Origin of the sequence: Shimia sp. R10_1, from assembly GCF_017744095.1 — a bacterium.
In the GTDB taxonomy this organism is placed as follows: domain Bacteria; phylum Pseudomonadota; class Alphaproteobacteria; order Rhodobacterales; family Rhodobacteraceae; genus Shimia.
In genome coordinates, this window is the sequence record NZ_JAGHQX010000003.1 from 39,685 (window position 1) to 61,973 (window position 22,289).

Sequence of the window (22,289 nt, forward strand, 5' to 3'; positions counted from 1 at the left end):
GTTCAAACCCGCGCCCTTGTAGCGATGTTGATTGAGGTGCGAAACCGCAAACTGCGCCAAAGCGTACAACTGCCGCAATTTCTCTGACAGAACGCGCATCTGGCCTCAGCGAGCGACCTCCCCCGCCGCCAGATGTACCGGTGCGCCATGGGGCGTGTTCAGATAGGCCCGTGTCCAGCCCTCTTTCAGCTCTCGCAAAACCGCGGCTTCTGCCACGCCCAGATCCTGCAAGAACCCTTCCAGCGTCTCCAGCCAGGCATTGAAGTAGTCTTCCCCGCCATCCAATTCTTTGACCAACCCGTGTGCTTTTAACGTGGCCCCAAAGCGCTCCGCCCAATCCGGCCAGTCAAAATGCCCCGCCTCATTCAGCGCAACGGTGATCGCAAAAAGCTGTGCATGCCAAGGCGCTTCAAACGCAGGCTCCGGCCTGCCGCCACACCATGTCATTCTGCGGGCTCCAGATAGCTTTCCCACAAATCCAGCACGACCTCATCGCGCGGATCGGCCTCTTCGCCCCACAGCTCTTGCGCCGAAAATCGCACCGCATAAAGCGGCTCCGCCGCCTCTCCCTGAAAATGCGCGTTGCTGTCAGGAAACACATGTGCGCCATGCTGCAAGACCACCTCGCCTTTGGCCCCGCTGGCATAGGTTGGCAGGCGTGTGTGTCCGCCCTGCACCATCACATTGCGCGCAGGCCGCCGTGTCTGCACCTTTGCGCCCACCGCAAACTGCGGCGCAGCAGCGTCACGTGTATAGGGGCTGCCATTCATCAGCGCGCCGGTAACCGCGCCGGGCTTCGCCGCACGCTCCGCCACAGGCGACACGCCATCCGCCTGACCGCTCGCCAGCTCTGCTTCCGTCAGCACACCGCGCGCCACCATCAGATCGGCAAGCCCGCCCATCCATTTCTCATAATAAGAATACCGCGTGTAGTCCTGAGGGCTCAGCAGCTCGCGTGCATGGCGGGAGGCATCAATGTTCCACTGCCCCAGAAAGCCGCAGGCCACATTCAATGCGAGCGCCCGTTTGTGCCAATCCTTGGCCTCCGCAAACTCATAGCCATCCGTTGGGTCCACAGGCCCCGTGCCCAGACGCCCCCCCATGTCATGTACCCGGCTCATGCTTCTGGCGCCTTTGCCAATGCGGTGCCAATCATACTGTCCCGCGTGATCAGAGCTGCCAGTTCATCTTCGCTCAAGCCCTCGGTGCCGGCGGGCCGCTGCGGCACCACCAGATAGCGCACCTCTGCCGTGCTGTCCCAAACCCGCACTTTCTGCCCCTCCGGCAAACTTACGCCAAACTCGGCCAGCACGTTGCGCGGCTCGCGCACCGCCCGCGCCCGGTACGCATCGGATTTGTACCACCCGGGCGGAATGCCAAGCAGCGGCCACGGATAGCAGCTGCAGAGCGTACACACGACCATATTGTGGGTCTCATCCGTGTTCTCAACAAACACCATATGCTCGCCCTGACGCCCATAGAGCCCCATATCACGCAACGTCGGCATCGGATCAGCCATCATCTGCGCATGAAAATCCGGGTCCGCCCACATCTTGGCCACAACTTGTGCACCGTTCTGCGGGCCAATCTTGTTCTGATAAAGATCAATGATCTCATCCAAAGCGGCTGGATCTACCAAGCCTTTGTCCGTCAACAGAGTTTCCAGCGCCTTCACCCGCAAAGCAGGGTCAGACGGCAAATGTGAATGCGGGTGGTCAGCGTGATCATGTGGCATAGGCCGGAGCCTGCCATCCGCGCCTTAACCTGTCCAGTCACGTCATGGATAGGGTGCTATTTTGCCTTGAAACCGCGCCTCAACAAAGGGATCGCACAAGAGCCACGCGAAACCACCTTGCCCCCCGCGCCAAACTTGCCTACATACCCCGCTAACAAATCCGAACGCTCGCTTTACAGGTCCCAATGGAAAACGTTGTCCTCATCATCCACCTTCTTCTTGCTCTGGCGCTGATTGGCGTCGTTCTGATGCAGCGTTCCGAGGGCGGTGGCCTTGGCATGGGCGGCGGCGGCGGTGCCGTTTCCGGCCGCGCAGCAGCAACTGCGCTGACTCGCGTCACCTGGATCCTGGCGGGCGCATTCATCTGTACGTCGATCGCGCTCACTGTGATCGCAGCCAACAATTCCGCGTCGAGCTCCGTGTTTGATCGCCTTGGCACACAGGCTCCTGCGGCCGAAGAAACCGCACCGGTGCTGCCTGGCGCAGGCGACTCGCTGCTGCCACCATCTGAGGGTGACAACGCCCCACTGGTGCCGCGCGCCGACTAATTTCTGGCCAGTATGGCCGGTGTATGTGGCCCTCATTTGGGGGCCACTTCTATTTTTGCCCCTCGGGGCACCACCATAGCTTGAGGCACTACGGCCGACCGCAACAGCATCTTGCGGTCCGGTTGCTTTCTTGCTGCGAATCCTATATGACTTAAGTCCCGTGATGCTGGGTCATTTGGCGGTGTGAATCGCCTCGGCTTGGGCGCTGCTACATCGACAATCACGGGAGACGCCAGAGGCATGGCTCGCTACATTTTCATTACGGGTGGGGTTGTTTCATCGCTGGGCAAAGGCCTGGCATCAGCCGCACTGGGCGCGCTGCTGCAGGCGCGTGGCTACACAGTCCGCCTGCGCAAGCTCGACCCCTATCTGAACGTCGATCCGGGCACCATGTCCCCGTTTGAACACGGTGAGGTCTTTGTGACCGACGATGGTGCGGAAACCGATCTGGACCTCGGCCACTATGAGCGCTTCACCGGCGTGCCAGCCCGCATGACCGATTCCGTCTCCTCTGGCCGGATCTACTCCAACGTTCTGGAGAAAGAGCGCCGCGGCGACTATCTGGGCAAAACCATTCAGGTGGTGCCCCACGTCACCAACGAGATCAAAGACTTCCTGCATGTGGGCGACGACGAAGTTGACTTCATGCTCTGTGAAATCGGCGGCACCGTGGGCGACATCGAAGGTCTGCCCTTCTTTGAAGCCATCCGTCAGTTTGCCCACGACAAGCCTCGTGGCGATGCGATCTTTATGCATCTTACGCTGCTGCCTTATCTGGCAGCCTCTGGCGAGCTGAAGACCAAGCCCACCCAGCACTCCGTAAAAGAGCTGCAATCCATCGGCATCGCACCCGACATTCTGGTCTGCCGCTCAGAGCAGCCGATCCCGGAAAAAGAGCGCGGCAAGATTGCCCTGTTCTGTAACGTGCGCAAAGAGGCCGTTGTGCCCGCCTATGATCTGAAATCCATCTATGAGGCCCCGCTGGCCTACCATCGTGAAGGTCTGGATCAGGCGGTTCTGGATGCTTTCGGCATCGCTCCTGCCCCACGTCCTGATCTCTCTGTCTGGGAAGACGTGAACGACCGTCTGCACAACACCGACGGTCAGGTGAATGTGGCCATCGTTGGCAAATACACCCAGCTCGAAGACGCCTATAAGTCGATCAAAGAAGCGCTCACCCACGGCGGCATGGCCAACCGTGTGAAAGTGAAGGTCAGCTGGGTTGACGCCGAGGTCTTTGACAAAGGCGACGCCGCGCCACATCTGGAAGGCTATGACGCCATTCTGGTACCCGGCGGTTTTGGCGAGCGCGGCACCGAAGGCAAAATCAAAGCGGCGCAATTTGCCCGCGAGCACAAGATCCCCTACCTCGGCATCTGCCTTGGCATGCAGATGGCCGTGATCGAAGCGGCCCGCAACAAGGCCGGCATCGACGCAGCTGGCTCTGAGGAATTTGATCACGAGGCTGGCGGCAAACGCTTTGAGCCGGTGGTTTATCACCTCAAGGAGTGGGTACAGGGCAACGCCAAAGTCACGCGCAAAGCGACAGACGACAAAGGCGGCACCATGCGCCTTGGCGCCTATGACGCGGCCCTCACCGAAGGCTCCAAAGTGGCCGAGGTCTATGGCACGCAAGCCATCGAAGAACGCCACCGTCACCGCTATGAGGTCGACATCAAATACCGCGAACAGCTCGAAGAGTGCGGTCTGCGTTTCTCCGGCATGAGCCCAGACGGCCGTCTGCCAGAAATCGTGGAATGGGAAGATCACCCATGGTTCATCGGCGTTCAGTTCCACCCGGAGCTGAAATCCAAGCCGTTTGACCCCCACCCCCTTTTCCGCGATTTCGTGCGCGCCGCCAAAGACAACTCTCGACTGGTCTGAGTGGCACATAAAATTTGAACAAAGGGCATGGCGCAGGTCGTGCCCTTTTTTGTTTTGAGGCGCTCAAACCGCGCAACGCCCGATCCGGTAAGGGTTTGCGCGGGGCGAAATTTGCACCTACGCAATACCGTCGCGATACAGACGCAATACCGACACGTGTGTTCCCGGTTAACGCCCCCCGTTGCGCGATTGCATTTGACCGCCCCGCCCCCGCGCAGTACCACCGTGGACGCAAGACAAAAGGGACCCGGCCATGATCTACAAATCAGCGCAAGACTGGCGTGACGCGGCACAGAAAAAAGTGCTGCTCTTTGGCATGTCTGGTTTGGGAAAAACACATATTTCCAACGCCCTGCGTGGCAACGGCGACTGGTTCCACTACTCAGTCGACTACCGCATCGGCACCCGCTACATGGGCGAACACATTGCTGACAACGCCAAGCGTGAAGCGATGAAAGTTCCTTTTCTACGCGAGCTGTTGATGACGGATTCGATCTACATCGGCTCCAACATCACCTTCAACAATCTCGCGCCGCTCTCCACCTATCTCGGTAAACCCGGCAACCCCGATCAGGGCGGCTTGCCGTTTGCCGACTACATGGCGCGGCAAGAGCAACATCGCACCGCAGAGATTGCCGCATTGATGGATACAAAACTGTTTATCGACCGTGCGCATGACCTCTATGGCTATGACCACTTTGTCTGCGACACAGGCGGTTCGATCTGCGAAGTGGTTGATCCCGAAGATGTCAATGATCCGGTCCTGACGGCGCTGTCCGAGAACACTTTGATGGTCTGGCTCAAAGGCACAGAAGCCCATTCCGAAGCACTGGTAAAGCGCTTTGATCGCGACCCTAAGCCTATGTATTACCAGCCGGAATTCCTCCTTTCTGCCTGGAGTGATTATCTCGGCGAAACTGGCCAGACAGAAAGCAGCGTTGATCCTGACGCCTTTGTGCGCTGGACTTATGCGCGTGCGCTTGCCCACCGCCAGCCCCGCTATGCGGCCATGGCAAAATGGGGCATCACTGTCACGCCTGAAAGCGTTGCAACCGTTGCCACAGCGGATGATTTCAATGATGTGATCGCCGCAGCCCTTGAGGACCAAGCCCGCGCCGCTTAAGAATCGGCGTTCCTGTAATTTTTAGACTTGCGAGACTGACATGCCTATCAAGATCCCAGCCGACCTCCCCGCCTTTGACGTGCTCAAGCACGAAGGCGTCATGGTCATGGCCGAAGATCAGGCAGCCCGTCAGGACATTCGCCCAATGCGCATCGGGCTTCTGAACCTGATGCCCAAGAAAATACAGACCGAAAACCAATTCGCCCGCCTGATTGGGGCCAATCCGCTGCAGATCGAACTCTCGCTCATCCGCATGAGCGAGCACAAAACCCGCAACACAGCCGCCTCTCACATGGCCGAATTTTACCGGCCCTTTCAGGAGGTTAAGGCGAGCGGAGAAAAGTTCGACGGGCTGATCATCACCGGCGCACCGATTGAGCATCTGCCGTTTGAAGAGGTCACCTATTGGGAGGAACTCTGCGAGGTCTTTGACTGGACCCGCACCCATGTGCACTCCACCTTTGGCGTCTGCTGGGGTGGCATGGCGATGATCAACTATTTCCACGGCGTCAAAAAACATGCTCTGGATCACAAAGCCTTTGGCTGTTTCCGTCACCAGAATCTGGCGCATGCGTCGCCATTCTTGCGCGGCTTTTCAGATGATTGCGTGATCCCGGTCAGCCGCTGGACAGAAATCCGTAAGGATGAAATCGACGCCCGTCCAGAGCTGAACACCCTGCTCTACAGCGCCGATGTCGGCCCTTGCCTCGTGGAAGCTCCTGAAAGCCGAGATCTCTTTATTTTCAACCACTTCGAATATGATAGTGACACGTTGAAGCAAGAGTATGACCGCGACGTTGCGGAAGGCACGCCAATCAATGTGCCGACAAACTACTACCCGGACGACAATCCGGCCAACCCGCCGCAGAACCGCTGGCGCAGCCACGCGCATCTTCTCTATGGCAACTGGATTTCAGAGCTTTATCACACCACACCATTTGACATGACCCGTATCGGTCAAGAGATCACCGACCTGCGCGGCTAAGCGCAGGCACCTCTAACCTCCATCAGCGCGGGAGATTGCACTCCCGCACAAGGCGTCCCATATTAGGGAAAACGGAGATGTTTCATGGACTTGCCATTTGACGGTGCCATCAGCGCGTATTTCAAAGACGAGGCGCCAAAGCCAATACGTGAGGCCATCGAAGCGGCAGACAAGAATGACATCCTGAGCGAAAGCTACCCGCATTCCGAACGCCTGAGTCGCAAGATCTACGAAGCCGACCTTGAGGCTTTGCAGATCGAGCTTGTCAAAATGCAGCATTGGGTGCGTGAAAGTGGAGCGCGCGTCGCGATGGTCTTTGAGGGACGGGATGCCGCTGGAAAAGGCGGCACAATCAAACGCTTCCGCGAAAACCTGAACCCACGTGGCGCACGTGTCGTGGCGCTTTCCAAACCCACAGAGGCCGAACAATCTCAGTGGTATTTTCAGCGTTATATCAACCACTTGCCCTCCGGCGGCGAGATCGCCTTCTTTGATCGCAGCTGGTACAATCGCGGTGTGGTGGAGAAGGTTTTCGGCTTTGCGGACGATGTCGATCGCGCGCGGTTCTTCAACCAGGCCCCCGGCTTTGAACAGGCGCTGGTGGATGATGGTGTCTATCTTTTCAAGTTCTGGCTCAACGTCGGGCGTGCCGAGCAACTGCGCCGATTTCTCGACCGGGAACGAGATCCGCTAAAGCAATGGAAACTCAGCTGGATAGATGTGGAAGGCCTCAAACGGTGGGATGCTTACACAACCGCAATCGCAGAAACGCTCACCAGCTGTCACAGCGCCCACGCCCCCTGGACGGTGATCCGCTCTGATGACAAGCGCCGTGCGCGTCTGAGCGCCATCCGCACGGTTCTTCACGCGCTGCCGTATGACAGAAAAGATCCGCAAGCCATTGGTGAGATTGACACTTCTGTCTGCGGTGGACCGGATATCTGGGATGCCTAAACGCGGATACCATCACGGCAACCTGCGTCAGGCACTGGTTGAGGCAGCCTTGAGCTTGATTGAGGCAAAGGGCCCCACCGGCTTCACCCTGTCTGAGGCTGCCAAGACCGCTGGCGTGACGCCTGCAGCGGTTTACCGACATTTTGAAGGACGCGAAGACCTGATCGCGGAGGCAGCACGCCAAGGCTATGAGATCTTCGCCGATCTTATGCAATACGCCTTTGACAAAGGGCAGCCGTCTGCACTGGCCTCTTTTGAGGCAACCGGCCGGGCCTACCTCGCCTTTGCGCGCAAATATCCCGGCCATTACATCGCCATGTTTGAGAGCGGCATCTCCGTGAACCGCACGCCGGAATTGGCTGCCGTTGCTGCACGCGCACGTGGTGTGATGGAGCAAGCTGCCGCCGAGCTTTCCAAGCACATCCCCCCGGAAAAACGCCCGCCTGCCAGCATGTTCTCCGCCCATGTCTGGGCCATGAGCCACGGTGTTGTTGAACTCTATGCACGAAACTCGCCCGGTACTCAAAGCCCCTTTGCCCCAGAGGATTTGCTGGAAAGCGGTATCGGTGTTTACCTGCGGGGACTTGGATTAATCACACCGGATTCATGATCAGATTTGTTTTCATCACAGCTTCAGTAGCCACTCTGCTCACTGCTTGCGGTGAAAAACTATATAATGAAATCAAACTGATGCCATCTCCTGTGGCATACACTTCGGGGGCATTTGAACCTATCGGTGACCGCAGCGGGCAGGAACTGGAACAACAGTCCACACTCTTTTACGCAACCGACCGCGCACCTGCTACCCCCGAAGACAGGGCCGAATTTTATGCCAACCGGCGCGGCGGCCCGCTGAGAGTGGGCACTGCTGTTGTGGCGATGGACCCACCAGTGCAAACGCTTCAAGAGCTGCGCACGCTCACCACCAGTGCTGAGCGCGACCTTGACCGCACTCTTTCGGTTCGAAGTGTCGATGAAATCGGCCCCCTTAAAGTCAACACGCCAAATCCGCTCGCCAATCCGGCGTCCGCTGACGTCCTGGCACAAAACAGCGCGACATTTCGTCGAGAAATCAACCAGCAACTGGTCCGCTCTGGCAGCCGCGACGCCTATATCTACATTCACGGCTACAATGTGGATTTTGCCTATCCGACGCTGGCCTCAAAAGAACTACAGCATTTCTTAGGGTATCGCGGCGCTTTTATAAGCTACAACTGGCCCGCCACCCCAAATCGGTTTGCCTACTTACGAGATCTGGAAACAGCTCAAGCCACACGCCGCAACCTGCGCGGCCTGATCGAATACCTCTCCTCAGAAACCGATGTGCAGCGTGTCCACCTGATTGGCTACAGCGCGGGATCCCGGCTGACCTTTGAAACCGTTTATCAAATCGCGCTCATGTCCAAAACCGGAGAAAGTCGGGCTAGGCTTGGGCAAGTCATACTGATTGGCAGTGATCTGGATCGCCATTACTTTACCGAAGCGATTGCTGATGGGCTGCTGAACAGTGTCGATCAACTGTCGATTTACATGTCAGCCAGTGACAGCGCCTTGGCCATGTCCCGTCTGCTTTTTGGTGAAAACCGTTTGGGCCAGTTTTCAGAAGTCACTGAAGAGACACGTGACAATGTCGCCAAACTCGCCGCAATCGACAAATTATCTCTCATCAATGTCACCAACGCAGAGGGCGCCGCTCTTGGCAATGGACATTGGTATTTTCGCTCCTCCCCATGGGCAAGCAGCGATATTTTTCTAACCTTATTGACAGGTAAACCACCCGCTGCACGTGGCCTTGAGCGCCTCAAAGGAGAGGCAGCCTGGCAGTTTCCAGACGACTATCCGCAACAGCTCACACAGCTGCAATGACGGGAATGATCGAGTCAGTGTTCTCCGTCGTCACAAGCTGATACGCCGAGCAATCAGGCGCAACGCAAAGTAAACGGCCCGGCTTTGGCACCCCGCACGCTGAGCATCCCTCCTGAGTCGCGGAACCGATGGGACAATCTGCCCCAACGTCGCGACCCGTTTCAGATTGATCCTCCTTTCGGCTGCCCATAGGTCATTATCAGCCATAGGAGAGCGAAAACGCTCCTAGCGCCAAGAAACAGGCCTCTCGCCTTTCGGCGCCGGCCAGTTACACGAGAAAGCTGAGATGACTATTCAAACCAATCGCCGCCAGTTGATGCTTGCGGGCGCTGCGCTCTTGGTCGCGCGCCCTTCTATTGCGCAATCCACCGTAGACATTCAAATGCTCAACAAAGATCCAGACGACAAAAAGCGCCGCATGATCTTTAAGCCACTCATTCAAGTGGTTCAGCCCGGCGACACAGTGCGCTTTGTATCGGTTGACAAGGGGCACAACACTCAATCCGTCGCCGGCATGCTCCCTGACGGGGCCGAAGAGTGGAAAAGCAAAATCAGCAAGGATTTTGAAGTCACACTGACCGTGCCCGGTTTTTACGGGTATAAATGCACTCCACACACGGCCATGGGCATGGTGGGTCTGATTATCGTGCAAGGCGACGGCATACTCGACAATTATGAGGCGGCCAAATCCGTTAAACATAAGAGCCGCATGCAGAAGGTTTGGGATCAAATCTGGGAGCAAGTTGACGCGGAAGGTCTCGCACAAGCCTAAGCTCAACGAGCAATCAGAAGGGGCGTCGATGGCGCCCCTTTTGCTTTTAAGACAGGCCACTGCCGGCGACTTTCATTGAGATGCACCAAACGCAAAAGGGCCCGCAAATCTGCGGGCCCTTTCTTTTGGTATGTTGTCCAGCGATTAACGCTTGGAGAACTGGAACGAACGACGCGCTTTGCGCTTACCGTATTTCTTACGTTCCACAACGCGGCTGTCGCGGGTCAGGAAGCCAGCGGCTTTCAGAGGTGCGCGCAGGGAGGGTTCATAAAGCTGCAGAGCTTTAGAAATACCGTGCTTCACCGCACCGGCCTGACCGGTCAGACCGCCACCTTTCACGGTGGCATAGACGTCGAATTCACCTTCTACGCCGGCAACCTGGAAAGGCTGGCGCAGGATCAGCTGAAGAACCGGACGCGCAAAGTACTTGTCCTGGTCTTTGCCGTTCACGATGACCTTGCCAGAACCTGGCTTGATCCAAACGCGGGCAACAGCGTCTTTACGTTTACCGGTCGCATAGGAGCGGCCCAGTTCGTCGCGCACTGGCTCACGAGGAGCCGCAACTTCTACAACAGCTTCTTCACCGGCTACGGCGTTCAGCTCTTCAAGCGAGTTGATTTGATCAGCCATTGATTAGCTCCGGGTGTTCTTGCTGTTCATGGACTTCACGTCCAGCACTTCAGGGGCCTGTGCTTCATGCGGATGCTCAGCACCGGCGTATACACGCAGGTTGGTCATCTGCTTGCGGGACAGGCGGTTGCCAGGCAGCATGCGCTGAACGGCTTTGGTCACCAGGCGCTCTGGGTGCTCGCCTTCCAGGATCTGACCTGCAGTGCGGGATTTGATGCCGCCTGGGTGGCCAGTGTGCCAGTAGTAGTTCTTGTCAGAACGCTTCTTACCGGTCAGCTGGATTTTGTCCGCGTTGATCACGATGACATTGTCACCCATGTCCATGTGCGGGGTGAAGGACGCCTTGTGCTTGCCGCGCAGGCGCATGGCGACGATCGAAGCAAGACGGCCCAGCACCACGCCTTCGGCGTCGATGATGATCCATTTCTTCTCGATGTCTGCCGGAGTAGCAGAGAAGGTTTTCATATTAGGTCTTCCAAATTGGTTGACAGGTTGCCCGGGAATCCCGGCATGCCGGTCTCTCCAGTAATTGATGGGCGGGTTATAAAGCAGCCGCGCGTCACGTCAAGCGGTGGAAAACCGAAATAAACACACAAAAACAATAACTTAAAAAATAGGTATTATTTTACCCCATCAATTTTCGTTCAAAAGAGGCGGTTTTGACAGCAATCGCGAGACCGTTTCCAATGCGGCCTGCAATTCGCTGACCGGCAATTCCGGTGCAAGGGCAATTCGAACGGCGTTTGGCGCATGCCCATCCGGCAAGGCGTATTCATCCGCAGATTTGATCCGGATGCCTTCTGCATCACACGCCCGCACAAACGTGGACCCGCGCCAGCCTTGGGGCAAACGCAGCCAAATAAACGGCACATCCGGTCGCCAGCGAATGTTCCAGCTGCCCAAAATGTTCACAGCCACACGCACACGCTCATCAATCGCAGCAAGGACGCGCCACTTGATGCCCTCCGCCTGCCCGTTCAGGATCAGCTCTGCGCAGATGTCCAACATCGGTTGCGGCACGCCATAGAAATTGGATTGCGCCACATGCCGCGCCTGCTGCGCTCGCCCTTCCGGCGGCACAAGGAAGCCGAAGCGCAAGGCAGAAGAGACCGCTTTGGTCAGCGAGCCAAGATACCAAGTGCGATCTGGGCAAAGGACACGATAAGACGGCACATCGGTTGGGGAAATTGCATAACAATCGTCCTCAACAATCTGGACATTGTACCGACGCGCCAACGCCGCGATCTCTTGGCGACGCTGCAGCGGCGTGTGAATGGCGGTTGGGCTGTGCGCTTGGGCAGAGGTCATCAATACCTGCCCCCCATGCCGCCGCAATGCCTCCTCCAGCCGATCTGGGCGAATGCCGTGTTGGTCGAGGCCAATGCCAATCACCTCGGCGCGCAGCAGGCGACAGGCATGGCGTACGCCCGGAAAGGTGATCTCTTCGGTCAGCACTACGGGGGACGCCCCATGCAAGCAGGTTTGCAAGGCAATCATGGAAGCGCTCTGCGCGCCAAGGGTCAGCACCACGTCATCCGCTGAAATACGGCCTGCGATGTCCTGTCCGATCCACTGCACGACAGCTGCGCGCGCGACCTTATCTGTTGTTGAATCAGGGCAGAGCAAATAGCGCGATCCATCTTTCAGGGTCTGCGCCATAGCCGCGCGAATGGCCCCGTCCTGCCCGACATCCGGCACGCGTACAGCCCGCAGATCAATATCGCCGCTCTGACTGTCCGTCACCAAAGGATCCGGGCCCGTGACCGGTACATTGCGCCCCTCAGCCACAAAGGTGCCGCGCCCCACGGTGGTTTCCAACAGCCCCTCTTCCACAGCAAGCTTGTAGGCGCGCGCAACGGTGCCCGGCGTGATGCCCAGATCCCAAGCGAGATCCCGCACCGTGGGAAGCTTTTCCCCGACAGGCAATTGACCGCCATGAACGGCACAACGAAGAGATTGTATCAAGACGAGATACTTCGGATCGGTACAATTCTCAAAATTAGGCGGCCATATTGTACCAGTCACAATGTTTTCCTCGCCATTGTATCACCCGAAAGCTAGACAGGCAGTGTAACAAATTTAAGGATTGTATCAATACAATATTGGAGATGACCATGACAATGACCACAACACACCTCGAAAGCCTGACCAGCCACGCCGCCAATGCGCAACTTCCTGTTGCCGCACGCCTCGCGCTGTCTTTCGCTGCTGTGGTCACCGCATGGGATCAGCGCGCACGCACCCGTCGTGCCCTCTCCAAACTCGACGAAGCGCAGCTCAAAGACATCGGCTTGTCGCTTAGTGACGCCTGCGCGGAAGTTGAGAAAAAGATGTGGCAAATCTGACTTCTGTCAGTTGCCTCTTCCCCCCTGGGCCGGGTTTATCCCGGCCTTTTTTTATGTTGTCATTTTCTTTGGAGGTATGGCGTAGGTCATATTGGCGCGTGCGACCGGTTCGTCCTCGCCCTCTGAGAACAAAAGGACATGTGTCACCGACATCGTTTTTCCCAGTTTCAACAATTCGGCTTTCGCAAGCAGATCCTTGCCAGCGGCAGGTTTGCGCATAAAATCGAGCGAACAACTTGTGGTCACGGTCAACGCCTCGCGCCCGATCCGCGCCATGGTCGCCACATAGGCTGCCACATCTGCTAGCGTGAACATCGACGGACCAGACACCGTGCCACCCGGGCGCAAATTCTCTTCTGTGATGCGCATCCGCATCACGGTATGCACCCCATCCAAATGCTCAACATGAAAGAGATCACCGACCTGCGGGAACACTTCTTTCAAAAACTCCGTCATTTCTTCTGCATTCATCACAGCTTGCATGCTTTTCCTCCCTGCCCTCTGGCGTTACCGTTGCCGCAAACGTCAGGGAGGGCAAGATGACAATTCTGGAACGTCACGACACAAACGCGGTGGCGCATTTAAGGATGAATGCACCAAGCCGACTCAACGCTCTGTCTGATGAAATGCTCGCCGCATTGCAGGATCAGTTTGAGGTGCTGGCAGAAGACCGCAGCATCCGTGCGGTTGTTCTTGCCGGCAGCGGCAAAGCCTTTTGCGCCGGTCACGATCTAAAGCAAATGACCGCCGGGCGACAATCACATGATGGCGGCAAAGCCTATTTCAAAGACCTCTTCACCCGCTGCGCCACAATGATGCAGACCATCCAACGCCTGCCTCAACCAGTCATCGCCCAAGTTCACGGCATTGCCACCGCCGCAGGCTGCCAGCTTGTGGCAAGCTGCGATATGGCGGTGGCGGCCGAAGGCACACGCTTTGGCGTCAACGGCGTCAACATCGGCCTGTTTTGCTCCACCCCCATGGTAGCGCTCAGCCGCAATATTCCGCGCAAACAAGCCTTTGAAATGCTCACCACTGGCCAGTTTATAGACGCCACACGCGCTGAAACCCTCGGGCTGGTCAATCGTGTTGTGCCACCGGACCAATTGGCGTCTGCCACTGAAGAGCTTGCCCAAACCGTCGCTACCAAACTTGGTGTCGCTGTGAAAATTGGCAAACAGGCTTTCTATGAGCAGCTTCAGATGCCACTCGCTGAGGCCTACGACTATACTGGCGATGTGATGGTGCAAAACATGCTTTGGCAGGAAACCGAAGCGGGGATCAACGCATTCCTCAACAAAGAAACACCCAAATGGGAGCAATAGAGCACCCCTTACCCCTTCCCAAAGAGCGCGCCGTCGCCTATGTCCGCCCCCATGACACAGACATTGCATATCATTGGCGGCGGCATGGCCGGTGCAGAAGCTGCGTGGCAAGCGGCGAACATGGGCGTTCAGGTGGTGATCCACGAAATGCGCCCAAAGGTGGAAACCTTTGCCCATCGCACCGGGCATCTGGCGGAGATGGTCTGCTCCAACTCCTTCCGCTCTGACGATGATGAGCAAAACGCTGTGGGGCTCCTGCATTGGGAAATGCGCGCGGCCAACGGCTTGATCATGTCCAAGGCGGATGAGCACCGCCTGCCTGCCGGTGGCGCACTGGCGGTGGACCGTGATCCATTTGCCGTGTCTGTGACAGAGGCGCTGATGGCGCACCCCAATGTCACGGTTGAATACGGCGAAATCACCGAACTGCCCAGCGATGGCCACTGGATCATCGCCACCGGTCCGCTGACTTCCACGTCGCTTGGCGCGGCCATTCAGGCTGAAACCGGCGCGGACCGTCTGGCGTTCTTTGATGCCATCGCCCCGATTGTCTATGCCGAGAGCATCGACATGGATGTGGCCTGGCTTCAATCACGCTATGACAAAGGCGAGACCGAAGAAGAGCGCAAAGCTTACCTCAACTGCCCGATGACGAAGGATCAATATGAGGCCTTCATCGACGCGCTGCTGGCGGCAGACAAAACCGAATTCCACGAAGGCGAAACTGCTGGCTACTTTGACGGCTGCCTGCCGATCGAGGTGATGGCCGAGCGTGGTCGCGAGACCCTGCGCTTTGGCCCTATGAAACCGGTAGGGCTGACCAACATCCACAAGCCGGATGATAAGCCCTATGCGGTGGTTCAACTTCGCCGTGATAACGCTTTGGGAACGCTCTATAATATCGTCGGCTTCCAAACCAAGATGAAATACGGCGCGCAGACCGATGTGTTCAAAATGATCCCCGGCCTGGAGAACGCCTCCTTTGCACGCCTTGGTGGCATTCACCGCAACACTTTCATCAACTCGCCCACCCTTCTGGACGATCAGATGCGCCTGAAATCGCGCCCCAACATTCGTTTTGCCGGACAGGTCACGGGGGTTGAGGGCTATGTGGAAAGCGCAGCTATGGGTCTGCTCGCGGGCCGCCTTGCCGCCGCTGAAATCCTCGGCGCACCGCTCCCAACCGCACCGCTGAACACCGCAATGGGTGCGCTTGTGCATCACATCACCGGCGGCGCGGAGGCAAAAACCTTCCAGCCGATGAACGTGAACTTCGGCCTGTTCCAGCCGGTGGATGGCCTCAAAGGGGGCCGCCGCGGCCGCAAAGACCGCTACAAAGCCTATACCGACCGCGCCAAAGCCGACTGGCAGGCTTGGCTCGATGCGCAGGCAACGGTAGACGCCTAAATCTCATCATCCTAGGGTGGCGCAAAACCAAAAAAGCGGTTCCTCAACGTGACATTCATCACGCGCTTTGCGCCATCCCCCACCGGCCCTCTACATCTGGGCCATGCCTATTCTGCGCTGCTTGCGCATGACACAGCGCGCGCCGCAGGTGGGAAATTTCTGCTACGCATTGATGATCTGGACCAGTCCCGCGCCCGTCCAGCGTGGGAAGAGCAAATCTATGAAGATCTGCACTGGCTTGGGATCACTTGGGATGGACCCGTGCGCAAACAGTCTGAGCATTTTTCCGACTACGATCTGGCGCTGAGCCAATTGCGCGACATGGGGCTGACTTACGAATGCATCTGCACGCGGCGTGACATTGAAGCCGCCGCCAACGCACCACAGGAAGGTGTGCCGGAGTTCGGCCCGGATGGGCGGATCTATCCGGGCACTTGCCGCCACGCCCATCACGCCCCGCAAGACGCTACTTGCACGCGGCTTGATATGGAAAAGGCCTGCGCATTGGCCCTTCCTGTCGCTTATGAAGAACAAGGTCCGCTGCACACAGGCACGCATCAGCTGGTTGCGCAAAGGCTGATCACCCACGTGGGGGATGTGGTGCTTGCGCGCCGCAATATGGCCGCTTCCTACCACCTCTCGGTGGTCCTTGATGACGCGGCAACCGATGTCACCCACATCATCCGCGGCGCTGACCTTTTTGAGGCCACGGCAATCCACGCACTTCTTCAGGCGTTGCTCAAGCTGCCGACACCGAGCTATCACCACCACGATCTGATCCGCGACGCCACAGGCAAGCGCCTTGCCAAACGGGATGACGCCCGCGCCATCGCCAAATACCGCGCAGATGGCGCCAGCCCGGCAGACATCCGCGCGATGGTCGGTCTTTAGTCGGCCATCGGCGCCATCAGCTCCACATTCTGACCATCGCGCACCGCCGTGTAAAAGCATGTACGGCGATTGGTGTGACACGCTGCGCCAACTTGCTTGATCAACACCAAGATACAGTCTTGATCGCAGTCATAGCGGAAATCGACAAGCTCCTGCGTATGGCCCGAAGTTTCGCCTTTGATCCAAAATGACTGACGCGAGCGACTCCAATAGGTTACCCGCTTGGTCTCAAGCGTTTTCTGGACCGCTTCCACATTCATCCAGGCCATCATCAGCACTTCGCCAGTCTCGCTATCCTGCGCAATTGCCGGGATCAGACCAGCTTCGTTGTAGGTCAGCGAATTTGGGTCAAATTCCATACCTTCGTCCCCTTTGCATACCGTGTTTTCCTCTCTATCTAGGAATGACGCAGCAAAGGAAACAGCGATGTCCGGCGAAACCGACCTGATCAAGCTTTACTCTGGCCAGATCCTGCAATTGGCAGCCTCCATTCCGCACACGGATCGCCTGCCGGAGCCAGACGCCACCGTCAAAAAACGCTCCCCACTGTGTGGCTCCACTGTCACCGTCGATGTCACGGTCACTGACGGTGTGATAAGTGCCTTTGGTCAGGACGTGAAAGCTTGCGCCCTTGGTCAGGCTGCCGCTTCGGTGGTCGGGGCCAATGTGATTGGCAGAAGTCGTGTTGAAATTGAAGGCGCGCGCGATGCGCTCAAAGAGATGCTAAAGCAGGATGGACCCACACCGGCCGCCCCCTTTGACGGTCTCGAAGTCTTACGTCCTGCCCGAGACTACAAAAACAGGCATGCCTCTATCCTGCTCGCGCTTGAAGCCACTGCCGAAGCCTTTGAAGCCGCAGAACAGGTGAACTGCGCTTAAGGCCCTTAACGCCCTCACGCGCGGCTGCATCACGCCTCTGGCCAGAGCCTAAATTGCATCGCACAACGGAAAAAACCGCCGCACTTCCAAAGAAGGCGGCGGCGAGGCCAAACGTGTTCACGTGGGACCTGAGCCATCTACATGGGGGAGGCAGATCCCCAAGAGGACTTGGAACAGGCAGTTTCAGTCAAAACGCATCAAAGGGGGACAGATGCGTAGATGGCTCAGCGTGAAGCCCGCAGGCAATAAGATGAGACGCATCCCGTCTCAGTGGCACAGAAAGACAAAAATCGAACAGTTCACACAAAGCCGGGCACATGCAGCGCAAGCACCAGCATGATCACCAGAGCGACCCCACCAACAGCATCCTGCAACAGCGTGTCACCTGAGTTGCGCACCACCGATTTGATTTGCTGCATCATTGGATCTCTCCTTCTCCCTCAACTTTGTTGCCTATTTGTTCTCACACACCACGATTCGAGTAAAGAACTTTTTGAGAACAAAAGAGAACATTTGTGGAATTTTCCGATTAACCCACTGAAATCAAACGGATTGCCTGATCCTGTTCCATGAGCCAAAGAAGAACACGCGCTGCCTGCCCACGTTCTGTTTCCAGCGTCGGGTCATCGTGCAACAGCTTGCGGGCATCACTTTGCGCAACCGCCATCAGGCTCGCCTGACTCTCCACATCTGCAATGCGGAACCGCGGCAAACCGGATTGGGCCGTGCCAATCAGATCCCCCGCGCCACGCATTTGCAGATCAGTTTCCGCAATGACAAAGCCGTCCTCGCTCTCGCGCAGCACCTTCAGGCGTTTCTCCCCGCTTTCAGTCAGTGGGGCCTGATACATCAGCAGACAGGTCGAGGCCTGAGAGCCGCGCCCGACCCGCCCACGCAGCTGATGCAGCTGCGCCAGACCAAAGGCCTCAGCACGCTCTATCACCATGATCGTGGCATTGGGCACATCCACGCCAACCTCAATCACCGTGGTTGCGACAAGCACCTGCGTTTCACCAGCCTGAAACGCCGCCATGGCCGCGTCTTTCTCTTCAGGCGGCATTTGCCCATGTACCAGCCCAACAACGCCCTCTCCAAGCGCTGCCCGCAGCGCTTTGAAACGCACATCCGCTGCGGTGTAATCCACCCGTTCGCTCTCTTCGACGAGTGGACAGACCCAATAGGCCTGCTTGCCCTCAGACACGGCCTTTTGCAGGTGCCCCACCACCTCATCCATGCGGGCGGTAGATACCAGCGCAGTGGTGATTGGCTGCCGCCCCGGTGGTTTCTCATCCAAAATGGACACGTCCATGTCGCCATATTGTGCCAGAGCCAGACTGCGCGGGATGGGGGTAGCGGTCATCACCAACACATCCGCGCCAGCGCCCTTTTTGCCCAGCTCCAAACGCTGACGCACGCCGAAGCGGTGCTGTTCGTCAATGATGGCCAGCCGCAAGTCCTGAAAATGCACATCTTGCTGGAACACCGCATGGGTGCCCACCAGAATGTGAATATCCCCACATGCCAGCGCCTCAAGCTTGGCCTTGCGCTCTTTGCCTTTGTCCCGTCCGGTCAGCACTTCCAGCACGACGCCGGCGCTCTCCGCCAGTGGCTTCAAGCCGGCCATATGCTGGCGGGCCAAAATCTCTGTTGGGGCCATCATTACGCCCTGCCCACCAGCCTCTACCGCGATCAGCAGCGCCATGAAGGCCACCAGCGTTTTGCCTGCTCCCACATCGCCTTGTAGCAAGCGGTTCATACGGCTCGCGTCGGCCATGTCGCGTGCAATCGCCGCAATCGCCCGATCCTGCGCGCCCGTTGGCTTATAGGGCAGCGCCGCGCGCACCTTCGCCTGCAACACTGTTGTTTGCTGTGAAATCACCCCTTTGGCCCGCTGCAACTGACTGCGCGCCAAGGCCAGCGTAATCTGATGCGCCAGAAATTCATCATAAGCCAGCCGCTCTCTAGCTGGATGATTGGGCGCGACCTGCGCCATCTCTTTGGGATGATGCACCAGATCCATGGCTTCAGACCAGGAAGGCCATTTCGCCTGATCTTTCTGTGACGGATCAATCCACTCCGCAAAATCCGGCGCTTTGGACAGCGCAGATCGCACCGCTTTCACCATGGTTTTCTGCGACACGCCATGGGTCAGCGGATAAACAGGCTCAAACGCCGGGATTTCGTCAACCTCGTTGGGCGCGACCACATACTCTGGGTGCACCATCTGCGCGACGCCATCAAACAGTTCAACCTTGCCAGACACCACGCGGCGCGCGCCCTCAGGCAAAATTTTCTGCAGATAATCCGTGCGCGCATGAAAGAACACGATCTGAAACGAGGTCATCGCGTCCTGTACCGTGATGCGATAAGCCCCGCCTTTGGTGCGCGGCGGTCGGTGCGCCCCCACCAAGACCTGCACAGTGACCACCCCCGGCAGCTCCGCCTCAGTCACAGAAAGCCTCTGTGCGCGATCAATCCCGGCATAGGGCAACTGAAACAACAGATCCCGTGGCTTGGTGACATCAATCTGTTCCAGATGCTGCGCCGTTTTTGGCCCAACACCGTCCAGTTTTGTCACATCCGCAAAAAGCGGAAACAGGCTTTCGGGCCGTCCGCTCATAGGCCCTCAATCATCGCTAGCCAACCATCCTCGTCGATGGTTTCAATTCCCAATTCCTGCGCCTTGGCAGCCTTGCTACCCGCCCCTGGTCCGGCAACCAAAAGATCGGTTTTCTTGGAGACAGAGCCAGACACTTTCGCACCCAAGCTTTCGGCGCGCGCTTTGGCTTCTGCACGAGTCATTTTCTCAAGCGAGCCGGTGAAAACTACGGTTTTACCCGCCACAGGGCTTTCCTGCGACGGTGCTTCAGGCGGCACAATCTCAAGCTCCGCCATCAAACGATCAATCGCGGCGCGTTCTTCGGCGTTGGCAAAAGCATCCGTGAGAGATAGCCCCACAGCAGCACCAATGCCATCAATCCCGGTCAGATCAGCCCAGACCGCCTTCGCGCCAGCGGGCACTTTGCATTCTGCGATCACCGCATCCCGGCTTTCCTTGACGCGTGCCCGACGCCCCTCGCGCTGCGCCGCGATCCGTTCAGCCTCTTCCGCCTGATCCGCCGCACGATGCGCCAGCGCCGCAGGCCGAGACGCTTCAGCGGCATGCACGAGCTTTTCCCAGGTCATGAAATGCAGTGCGAGATCTTTGGCTGCGCTCTCGCCAACATGGCGAATGCCAAGGCTGAACAGCGCCCGCGCAAAGGCGATCTTGCGCTTATCGTTGATGGCCGCAAACAGATTGGCAGCGCTCTGGTCGCCCCAGCCTTTGCGGTTTTTCAGCTTATTCAGATTGCCCGCATCCCGGCGTTCCAACGTGAAAATCTGAGCCGGTTCACGGATCGGCAGATCCGGATCGTCAAAGAACATCTCGATCTGCTTCGCGCCCAGACCTTCGATATCAAAGGCTTTGCGAGCCACAAAATGACGCAATTTTTCAATAGCTTGCGCGGCACAAATCATCCCACCAGTGCAATAGCGCACCGCATCGCCTTCCTCACGCACCGCGAGCGAGCCACACACCGGACAGCTTTTCGGGAAGGCATAAGGCGCAGCATCCCCTTTGCGCTTGCTCAGGTCCACATCCGCAACTTTTGGGATCACATCCCCCGCGCGGTAAACCTGCACCCAGTCACCTTCACGGATGTCCTTACCGCCACGGATCTCAGCCCCTTTGCTGTCCCGTCCAACGATGTAGTCTTCGTTGTGCAGCGTCGCGTTAGAAACCACCACGCCACCCACGGTCACGGGCGCCAGCCGCGCCACGGGGCTCAAAGCACCGGTGCGCCCCACCTGAATGTCGATCGCCTCAAGCCAGGTCCAGGCCAGTTCGGCTGGGAATTTATGCGCCACGGCCCAACGCGGTGTGGTTGAGCGGAAGCCAAGACGCGCCTGCAAGGCCAATTCGTCCACTTTGTAAACCACGCCATCGATGTCATAACCGAGACCCGCACGGCCCTCTTCGATCTTGCGATACTGCGCGATCATCTGATCGGCATTGGCGCAAAGTGCGGTCAGATCATTGATCACAAACCCAAAGGACTGAAGCCGTTTAATGGCCTCCATCTGGGTGTCTGCCAGCGGCTCAGAAAGCTCTCCCCAGGCGTAGGCAAAGAACTTCAACGGGCGCGCGCGTGTGACGGATGGATCCAGCTGGCGCAAACTGCCCGCAGCCGCATTGCGCGGGTTCGCAAACACGGTCAACGCACGTTTTCCAGCCTCGGCGCGTGTTTCGTTTTCCGCCGCTATGCGGGCATTCAGGGCCGCAAAGTCCGCGTGGCTCATGTAGACTTCGCCGCGCACCTCTAGAACCTCCGGCGCATCCGCGATGTTATGTGGGATATCGGCGATGGTTTTGGCGTTTTCGGTAACATTTTCGCCGGTAGTACCGTCCCCACGTGTCGCAGCGTGGACCAATTTGCCATTTTCGTAACGTAATGACAGGCTCAGGCCATCAATTTTGGGTTCCGCAGTGAAAGCAAGCGCACCCGTGCCCTGCCCCAGATATTTGCGGATACGGTCGACAAAATCCTCTACATCCTGATCTTCAAACGCATTGCCAAGGCTGAGCATTGGTACCGCATGAGCGATTTTACCAAATCCCTCAGCTGGCGCTGCCCCGACCTGTTCGGTTGGGCTGTCTGCGCGCTTCAGATCAGGGAATCGCGCCTCAATCTCTTGGTTGCGACGTTTCAGACGGTCATAGTCCGCATCTGAAAGCGTCGGCGCGTCCGCGCCGTGGTAGTCGCGATTCGCTTGACCCAGCAACGCGGAAAGGCGCCCGAGTTCCTCGCGCGCCTGCTCCATAGTCAATTCTGCAATGGCGATCTCTTTGGCCACGTGCGTCTCCCTATCATACCCTCCCAAGTGATAGGGCTGAGACGCGGTG

The 22,289-nt window shown here is 57.7% G+C and carries 24 protein-coding genes; 13 read left to right on the forward strand and 11 right to left on the reverse strand.

What is annotated here, in order from left to right; all coding sequences use genetic code 11:
* Nucleotides 1-105 precede the first annotated feature (105 nt).
* Genes J7413_RS07095 through nthA form a run of 3 tightly spaced genes read right to left on the reverse strand, consistent with a single transcriptional unit; the run spans nt 106 to nt 1,735 of the window.
* Nucleotides 106-447: a nitrile hydratase accessory protein gene (locus tag J7413_RS07095; protein WP_209097383.1), complete on the reverse strand. Its 342-nt coding sequence runs from the start codon at nt 445-447 to the stop codon at nt 106-108.
* Nucleotides 444-1,121 carry a nitrile hydratase subunit beta gene (gene nthB, locus J7413_RS07100; RefSeq protein ID WP_209097384.1) on the reverse strand — a complete coding sequence of 226 codons (678 nt, stop codon included), beginning with the start codon at nt 1,119-1,121 and terminating at the stop codon, nt 444-446. Before nthB ends, J7413_RS07095 begins: the two co-directional genes overlap by 4 nt.
* Nucleotides 1,118-1,735 (reverse strand): nitrile hydratase subunit alpha, encoded by a 618-nt coding sequence (gene nthA / locus J7413_RS07105; RefSeq protein WP_209097385.1) that lies wholly within the window; start codon nt 1,733-1,735, stop codon nt 1,118-1,120. Before nthA ends, nthB begins: the two co-directional genes overlap by 4 nt.
* A gap of 185 nt (nt 1,736-1,920) precedes the next feature.
* Here nthA and secG point away from each other — a divergent pair, with 185 nt between their 5' ends.
* From secG to J7413_RS07145, 8 genes are all read left to right on the forward strand, one after another.
* Nucleotides 1,921-2,283: a preprotein translocase subunit SecG gene (gene secG, locus J7413_RS07110; protein WP_209097386.1), complete on the forward strand. Its 363-nt coding sequence runs from the start codon at nt 1,921-1,923 to the stop codon at nt 2,281-2,283.
* A 240-nt stretch (nt 2,284-2,523) separates the two neighbouring features.
* Entirely contained in the window at nt 2,524-4,167 is a 1,644-nt protein-coding gene (locus J7413_RS07115) for a CTP synthase (protein WP_209097387.1), read from the forward strand.
* 253 nt (nt 4,168-4,420) lie between these two features.
* Nucleotides 4,421-5,290, forward strand: coding sequence for an ATPase (locus tag J7413_RS07120; RefSeq protein ID WP_209097388.1), 870 nt, complete (start codon nt 4,421-4,423; stop codon nt 5,288-5,290).
* A gap of 40 nt (nt 5,291-5,330) precedes the next feature.
* Nucleotides 5,331-6,275 carry a homoserine O-succinyltransferase gene (metA, locus tag J7413_RS07125; protein ID WP_209097389.1) on the forward strand — a complete coding sequence of 315 codons (945 nt, stop codon included), beginning with the start codon at nt 5,331-5,333 and terminating at the stop codon, nt 6,273-6,275.
* An 84-nt stretch (nt 6,276-6,359) separates the two neighbouring features.
* Nucleotides 6,360-7,229, forward strand: coding sequence for a polyphosphate kinase 2 (gene ppk2 / locus J7413_RS07130; RefSeq protein WP_209097390.1), 870 nt, complete (start codon nt 6,360-6,362; stop codon nt 7,227-7,229).
* Nucleotides 7,222-7,839: a TetR/AcrR family transcriptional regulator gene (locus J7413_RS07135; RefSeq protein ID WP_209097391.1), complete on the forward strand. Its 618-nt coding sequence runs from the start codon at nt 7,222-7,224 to the stop codon at nt 7,837-7,839. The genes ppk2 and J7413_RS07135 overlap by 8 nt, the downstream gene beginning before the upstream one ends.
* Nucleotides 7,840-7,919: 80 nt before the next feature.
* Nucleotides 7,920-9,095: an alpha/beta hydrolase gene (locus tag J7413_RS07140; RefSeq protein WP_209097392.1), complete on the forward strand. Its 1,176-nt coding sequence runs from the start codon at nt 7,920-7,922 to the stop codon at nt 9,093-9,095.
* Between the two features lie 286 nt (nt 9,096-9,381).
* Nucleotides 9,382-9,867 (forward strand): pseudoazurin, encoded by a 486-nt coding sequence (locus J7413_RS07145; RefSeq protein ID WP_209097393.1) that lies wholly within the window; start codon nt 9,382-9,384, stop codon nt 9,865-9,867.
* Between the two features lie 144 nt (nt 9,868-10,011).
* Here J7413_RS07145 and rpsI read toward each other — a convergent pair whose 3' ends face one another.
* The 3 genes from rpsI to J7413_RS07160 all read right to left on the reverse strand — a co-directional run bounded on the left by rpsI (nt 10,012) and on the right by J7413_RS07160 (nt 12,522).
* Complete coding sequence (gene rpsI, locus J7413_RS07150; protein ID WP_058240297.1) at nt 10,012-10,497, reverse strand: 30S ribosomal protein S9; 486 nt, start codon at nt 10,495-10,497, stop codon at nt 10,012-10,014.
* A gap of 3 nt (nt 10,498-10,500) precedes the next feature.
* Nucleotides 10,501-10,962, reverse strand: coding sequence for a 50S ribosomal protein L13 (rplM, locus tag J7413_RS07155; protein WP_209097394.1), 462 nt, complete (start codon nt 10,960-10,962; stop codon nt 10,501-10,503).
* Nucleotides 10,963-11,130: 168 nt separating this feature from the next.
* Nucleotides 11,131-12,522, reverse strand: coding sequence for a PLP-dependent aminotransferase family protein (locus tag J7413_RS07160; protein WP_209097395.1), 1,392 nt, complete (start codon nt 12,520-12,522; stop codon nt 11,131-11,133).
* 89 nt (nt 12,523-12,611) lie between these two features.
* Here J7413_RS07160 and J7413_RS07165 point away from each other — a divergent pair, with 89 nt between their 5' ends.
* A complete protein-coding gene (locus tag J7413_RS07165) occupies nt 12,612-12,842 on the forward strand; it encodes a DUF1127 domain-containing protein (RefSeq protein WP_247743388.1) in 231 nt (76 codons plus the stop codon).
* A 51-nt stretch (nt 12,843-12,893) separates the two neighbouring features.
* Here the strand turns inward: J7413_RS07165 and J7413_RS07170 are convergent, their stop codons facing one another.
* Complete coding sequence (locus J7413_RS07170; RefSeq protein ID WP_209097396.1) at nt 12,894-13,325, reverse strand: PaaI family thioesterase; 432 nt, start codon at nt 13,323-13,325, stop codon at nt 12,894-12,896.
* Between the two features lie 56 nt (nt 13,326-13,381).
* Here J7413_RS07170 and J7413_RS07175 point away from each other — a divergent pair, with 56 nt between their 5' ends.
* From J7413_RS07175 to gluQRS, 3 genes are read left to right on the forward strand one after another with little or no spacing between them, the layout of a single operon-like run.
* Nucleotides 13,382-14,167, forward strand: coding sequence for an enoyl-CoA hydratase (locus J7413_RS07175; RefSeq protein ID WP_209097397.1), 786 nt, complete (start codon nt 13,382-13,384; stop codon nt 14,165-14,167).
* A gap of 51 nt (nt 14,168-14,218) precedes the next feature.
* A complete protein-coding gene (gene trmFO, locus J7413_RS07180) occupies nt 14,219-15,574 on the forward strand; it encodes a methylenetetrahydrofolate--tRNA-(uracil(54)-C(5))-methyltransferase (FADH(2)-oxidizing) TrmFO (protein WP_209097398.1) in 1,356 nt (451 codons plus the stop codon).
* A gap of 48 nt (nt 15,575-15,622) precedes the next feature.
* Entirely contained in the window at nt 15,623-16,465 is an 843-nt protein-coding gene (gene gluQRS, locus J7413_RS07185; protein WP_209097399.1) for a tRNA glutamyl-Q(34) synthetase GluQRS, read from the forward strand.
* Here gluQRS and hisI read toward each other — a convergent pair.
* Nucleotides 16,462-16,824 (reverse strand): phosphoribosyl-AMP cyclohydrolase, encoded by a 363-nt coding sequence (gene hisI, locus J7413_RS07190; protein WP_209097400.1) that lies wholly within the window; start codon nt 16,822-16,824, stop codon nt 16,462-16,464. The two genes, gluQRS and hisI, sit on opposite strands and share 4 nt — an antisense overlap.
* Nucleotides 16,825-16,891: 67 nt before the next feature.
* On the opposite strand from hisI, the gene J7413_RS07195 reads away from it, so the two are divergent.
* On the forward strand, nt 16,892-17,344 hold the full coding sequence (locus J7413_RS07195) for an iron-sulfur cluster assembly scaffold protein (RefSeq protein WP_209097401.1): 453 nt from the start codon (nt 16,892-16,894) through the stop codon (nt 17,342-17,344).
* A 299-nt stretch (nt 17,345-17,643) separates the two neighbouring features.
* Here J7413_RS07195 and J7413_RS20650 read toward each other — a convergent pair whose 3' ends face one another.
* From J7413_RS20650 to ligA, 3 genes are all read right to left on the reverse strand, one after another.
* Nucleotides 17,644-17,766, reverse strand: coding sequence for a hypothetical protein (locus J7413_RS20650; RefSeq protein WP_271308124.1), 123 nt, complete (start codon nt 17,764-17,766; stop codon nt 17,644-17,646).
* A 107-nt stretch (nt 17,767-17,873) separates the two neighbouring features.
* Nucleotides 17,874-19,964, reverse strand: coding sequence for an ATP-dependent DNA helicase RecG (recG, locus tag J7413_RS07200; RefSeq protein WP_209097402.1), 2,091 nt, complete (start codon nt 19,962-19,964; stop codon nt 17,874-17,876).
* Nucleotides 19,961-22,207 carry an NAD-dependent DNA ligase LigA gene (gene ligA / locus J7413_RS07205; RefSeq protein ID WP_247743413.1) on the reverse strand — a complete coding sequence of 749 codons (2,247 nt, stop codon included), beginning with the start codon at nt 22,205-22,207 and terminating at the stop codon, nt 19,961-19,963. Before ligA ends, recG begins: the two co-directional genes overlap by 4 nt.
* Between the last annotated feature and the right edge of the window lie 82 nt (nt 22,208-22,289).

Coding starts and splice junctions, on each gene's coding strand:
- J7413_RS07095 (WP_209097383.1), bottom strand. CDS start 447: ATGACATGGTGTGGCGGCAGGCCGGAGCCTGCGTTTGAAGCGCCTTGG.
- nthB (WP_209097384.1), bottom strand. CDS start 1,121: ATGAGCCGGGTACATGACATGGGGGGGCGTCTGGGCACGGGGCCTGTG.
- nthA (WP_209097385.1), bottom strand. CDS start 1,735: ATGCCACATGATCACGCTGACCACCCGCATTCACATTTGCCGTCTGAC.
- secG (WP_209097386.1), top strand. CDS start 1,921: ATGGAAAACGTTGTCCTCATCATCCACCTTCTTCTTGCTCTGGCGCTG.
- J7413_RS07115 (WP_209097387.1), top strand. CDS start 2,524: ATGGCTCGCTACATTTTCATTACGGGTGGGGTTGTTTCATCGCTGGGC.
- J7413_RS07120 (WP_209097388.1), top strand. CDS start 4,421: ATGATCTACAAATCAGCGCAAGACTGGCGTGACGCGGCACAGAAAAAA.
- metA (WP_209097389.1), top strand. CDS start 5,331: ATGCCTATCAAGATCCCAGCCGACCTCCCCGCCTTTGACGTGCTCAAG.
- ppk2 (WP_209097390.1), top strand. CDS start 6,360: ATGGACTTGCCATTTGACGGTGCCATCAGCGCGTATTTCAAAGACGAG.
- J7413_RS07135 (WP_209097391.1), top strand. CDS start 7,222: ATGCCTAAACGCGGATACCATCACGGCAACCTGCGTCAGGCACTGGTT.
- J7413_RS07140 (WP_209097392.1), top strand. CDS start 7,920: ATGCCATCTCCTGTGGCATACACTTCGGGGGCATTTGAACCTATCGGT.
- J7413_RS07145 (WP_209097393.1), top strand. CDS start 9,382: ATGACTATTCAAACCAATCGCCGCCAGTTGATGCTTGCGGGCGCTGCG.
- rpsI (WP_058240297.1), bottom strand. CDS start 10,497: ATGGCTGATCAAATCAACTCGCTTGAAGAGCTGAACGCCGTAGCCGGT.
- rplM (WP_209097394.1), bottom strand. CDS start 10,962: ATGAAAACCTTCTCTGCTACTCCGGCAGACATCGAGAAGAAATGGATC.
- J7413_RS07165 (WP_247743388.1), top strand. CDS start 12,612: ATGACAATGACCACAACACACCTCGAAAGCCTGACCAGCCACGCCGCC.
- J7413_RS07170 (WP_209097396.1), bottom strand. CDS start 13,325: ATGCAAGCTGTGATGAATGCAGAAGAAATGACGGAGTTTTTGAAAGAA.
- J7413_RS07175 (WP_209097397.1), top strand. CDS start 13,382: ATGACAATTCTGGAACGTCACGACACAAACGCGGTGGCGCATTTAAGG.
- trmFO (WP_209097398.1), top strand. CDS start 14,219: ATGACACAGACATTGCATATCATTGGCGGCGGCATGGCCGGTGCAGAA.
- hisI (WP_209097400.1), bottom strand. CDS start 16,824: ATGGAATTTGACCCAAATTCGCTGACCTACAACGAAGCTGGTCTGATC.
- J7413_RS07195 (WP_209097401.1), top strand. CDS start 16,892: ATGTCCGGCGAAACCGACCTGATCAAGCTTTACTCTGGCCAGATCCTG.
- J7413_RS20650 (WP_271308124.1), bottom strand. CDS start 17,766: ATGATGCAGCAAATCAAATCGGTGGTGCGCAACTCAGGTGACACGCTG.
- recG (WP_209097402.1), bottom strand. CDS start 19,964: ATGAGCGGACGGCCCGAAAGCCTGTTTCCGCTTTTTGCGGATGTGACA.
- ligA (WP_247743413.1), bottom strand. CDS start 22,207: ATGGAGCAGGCGCGCGAGGAACTCGGGCGCCTTTCCGCGTTGCTGGGT.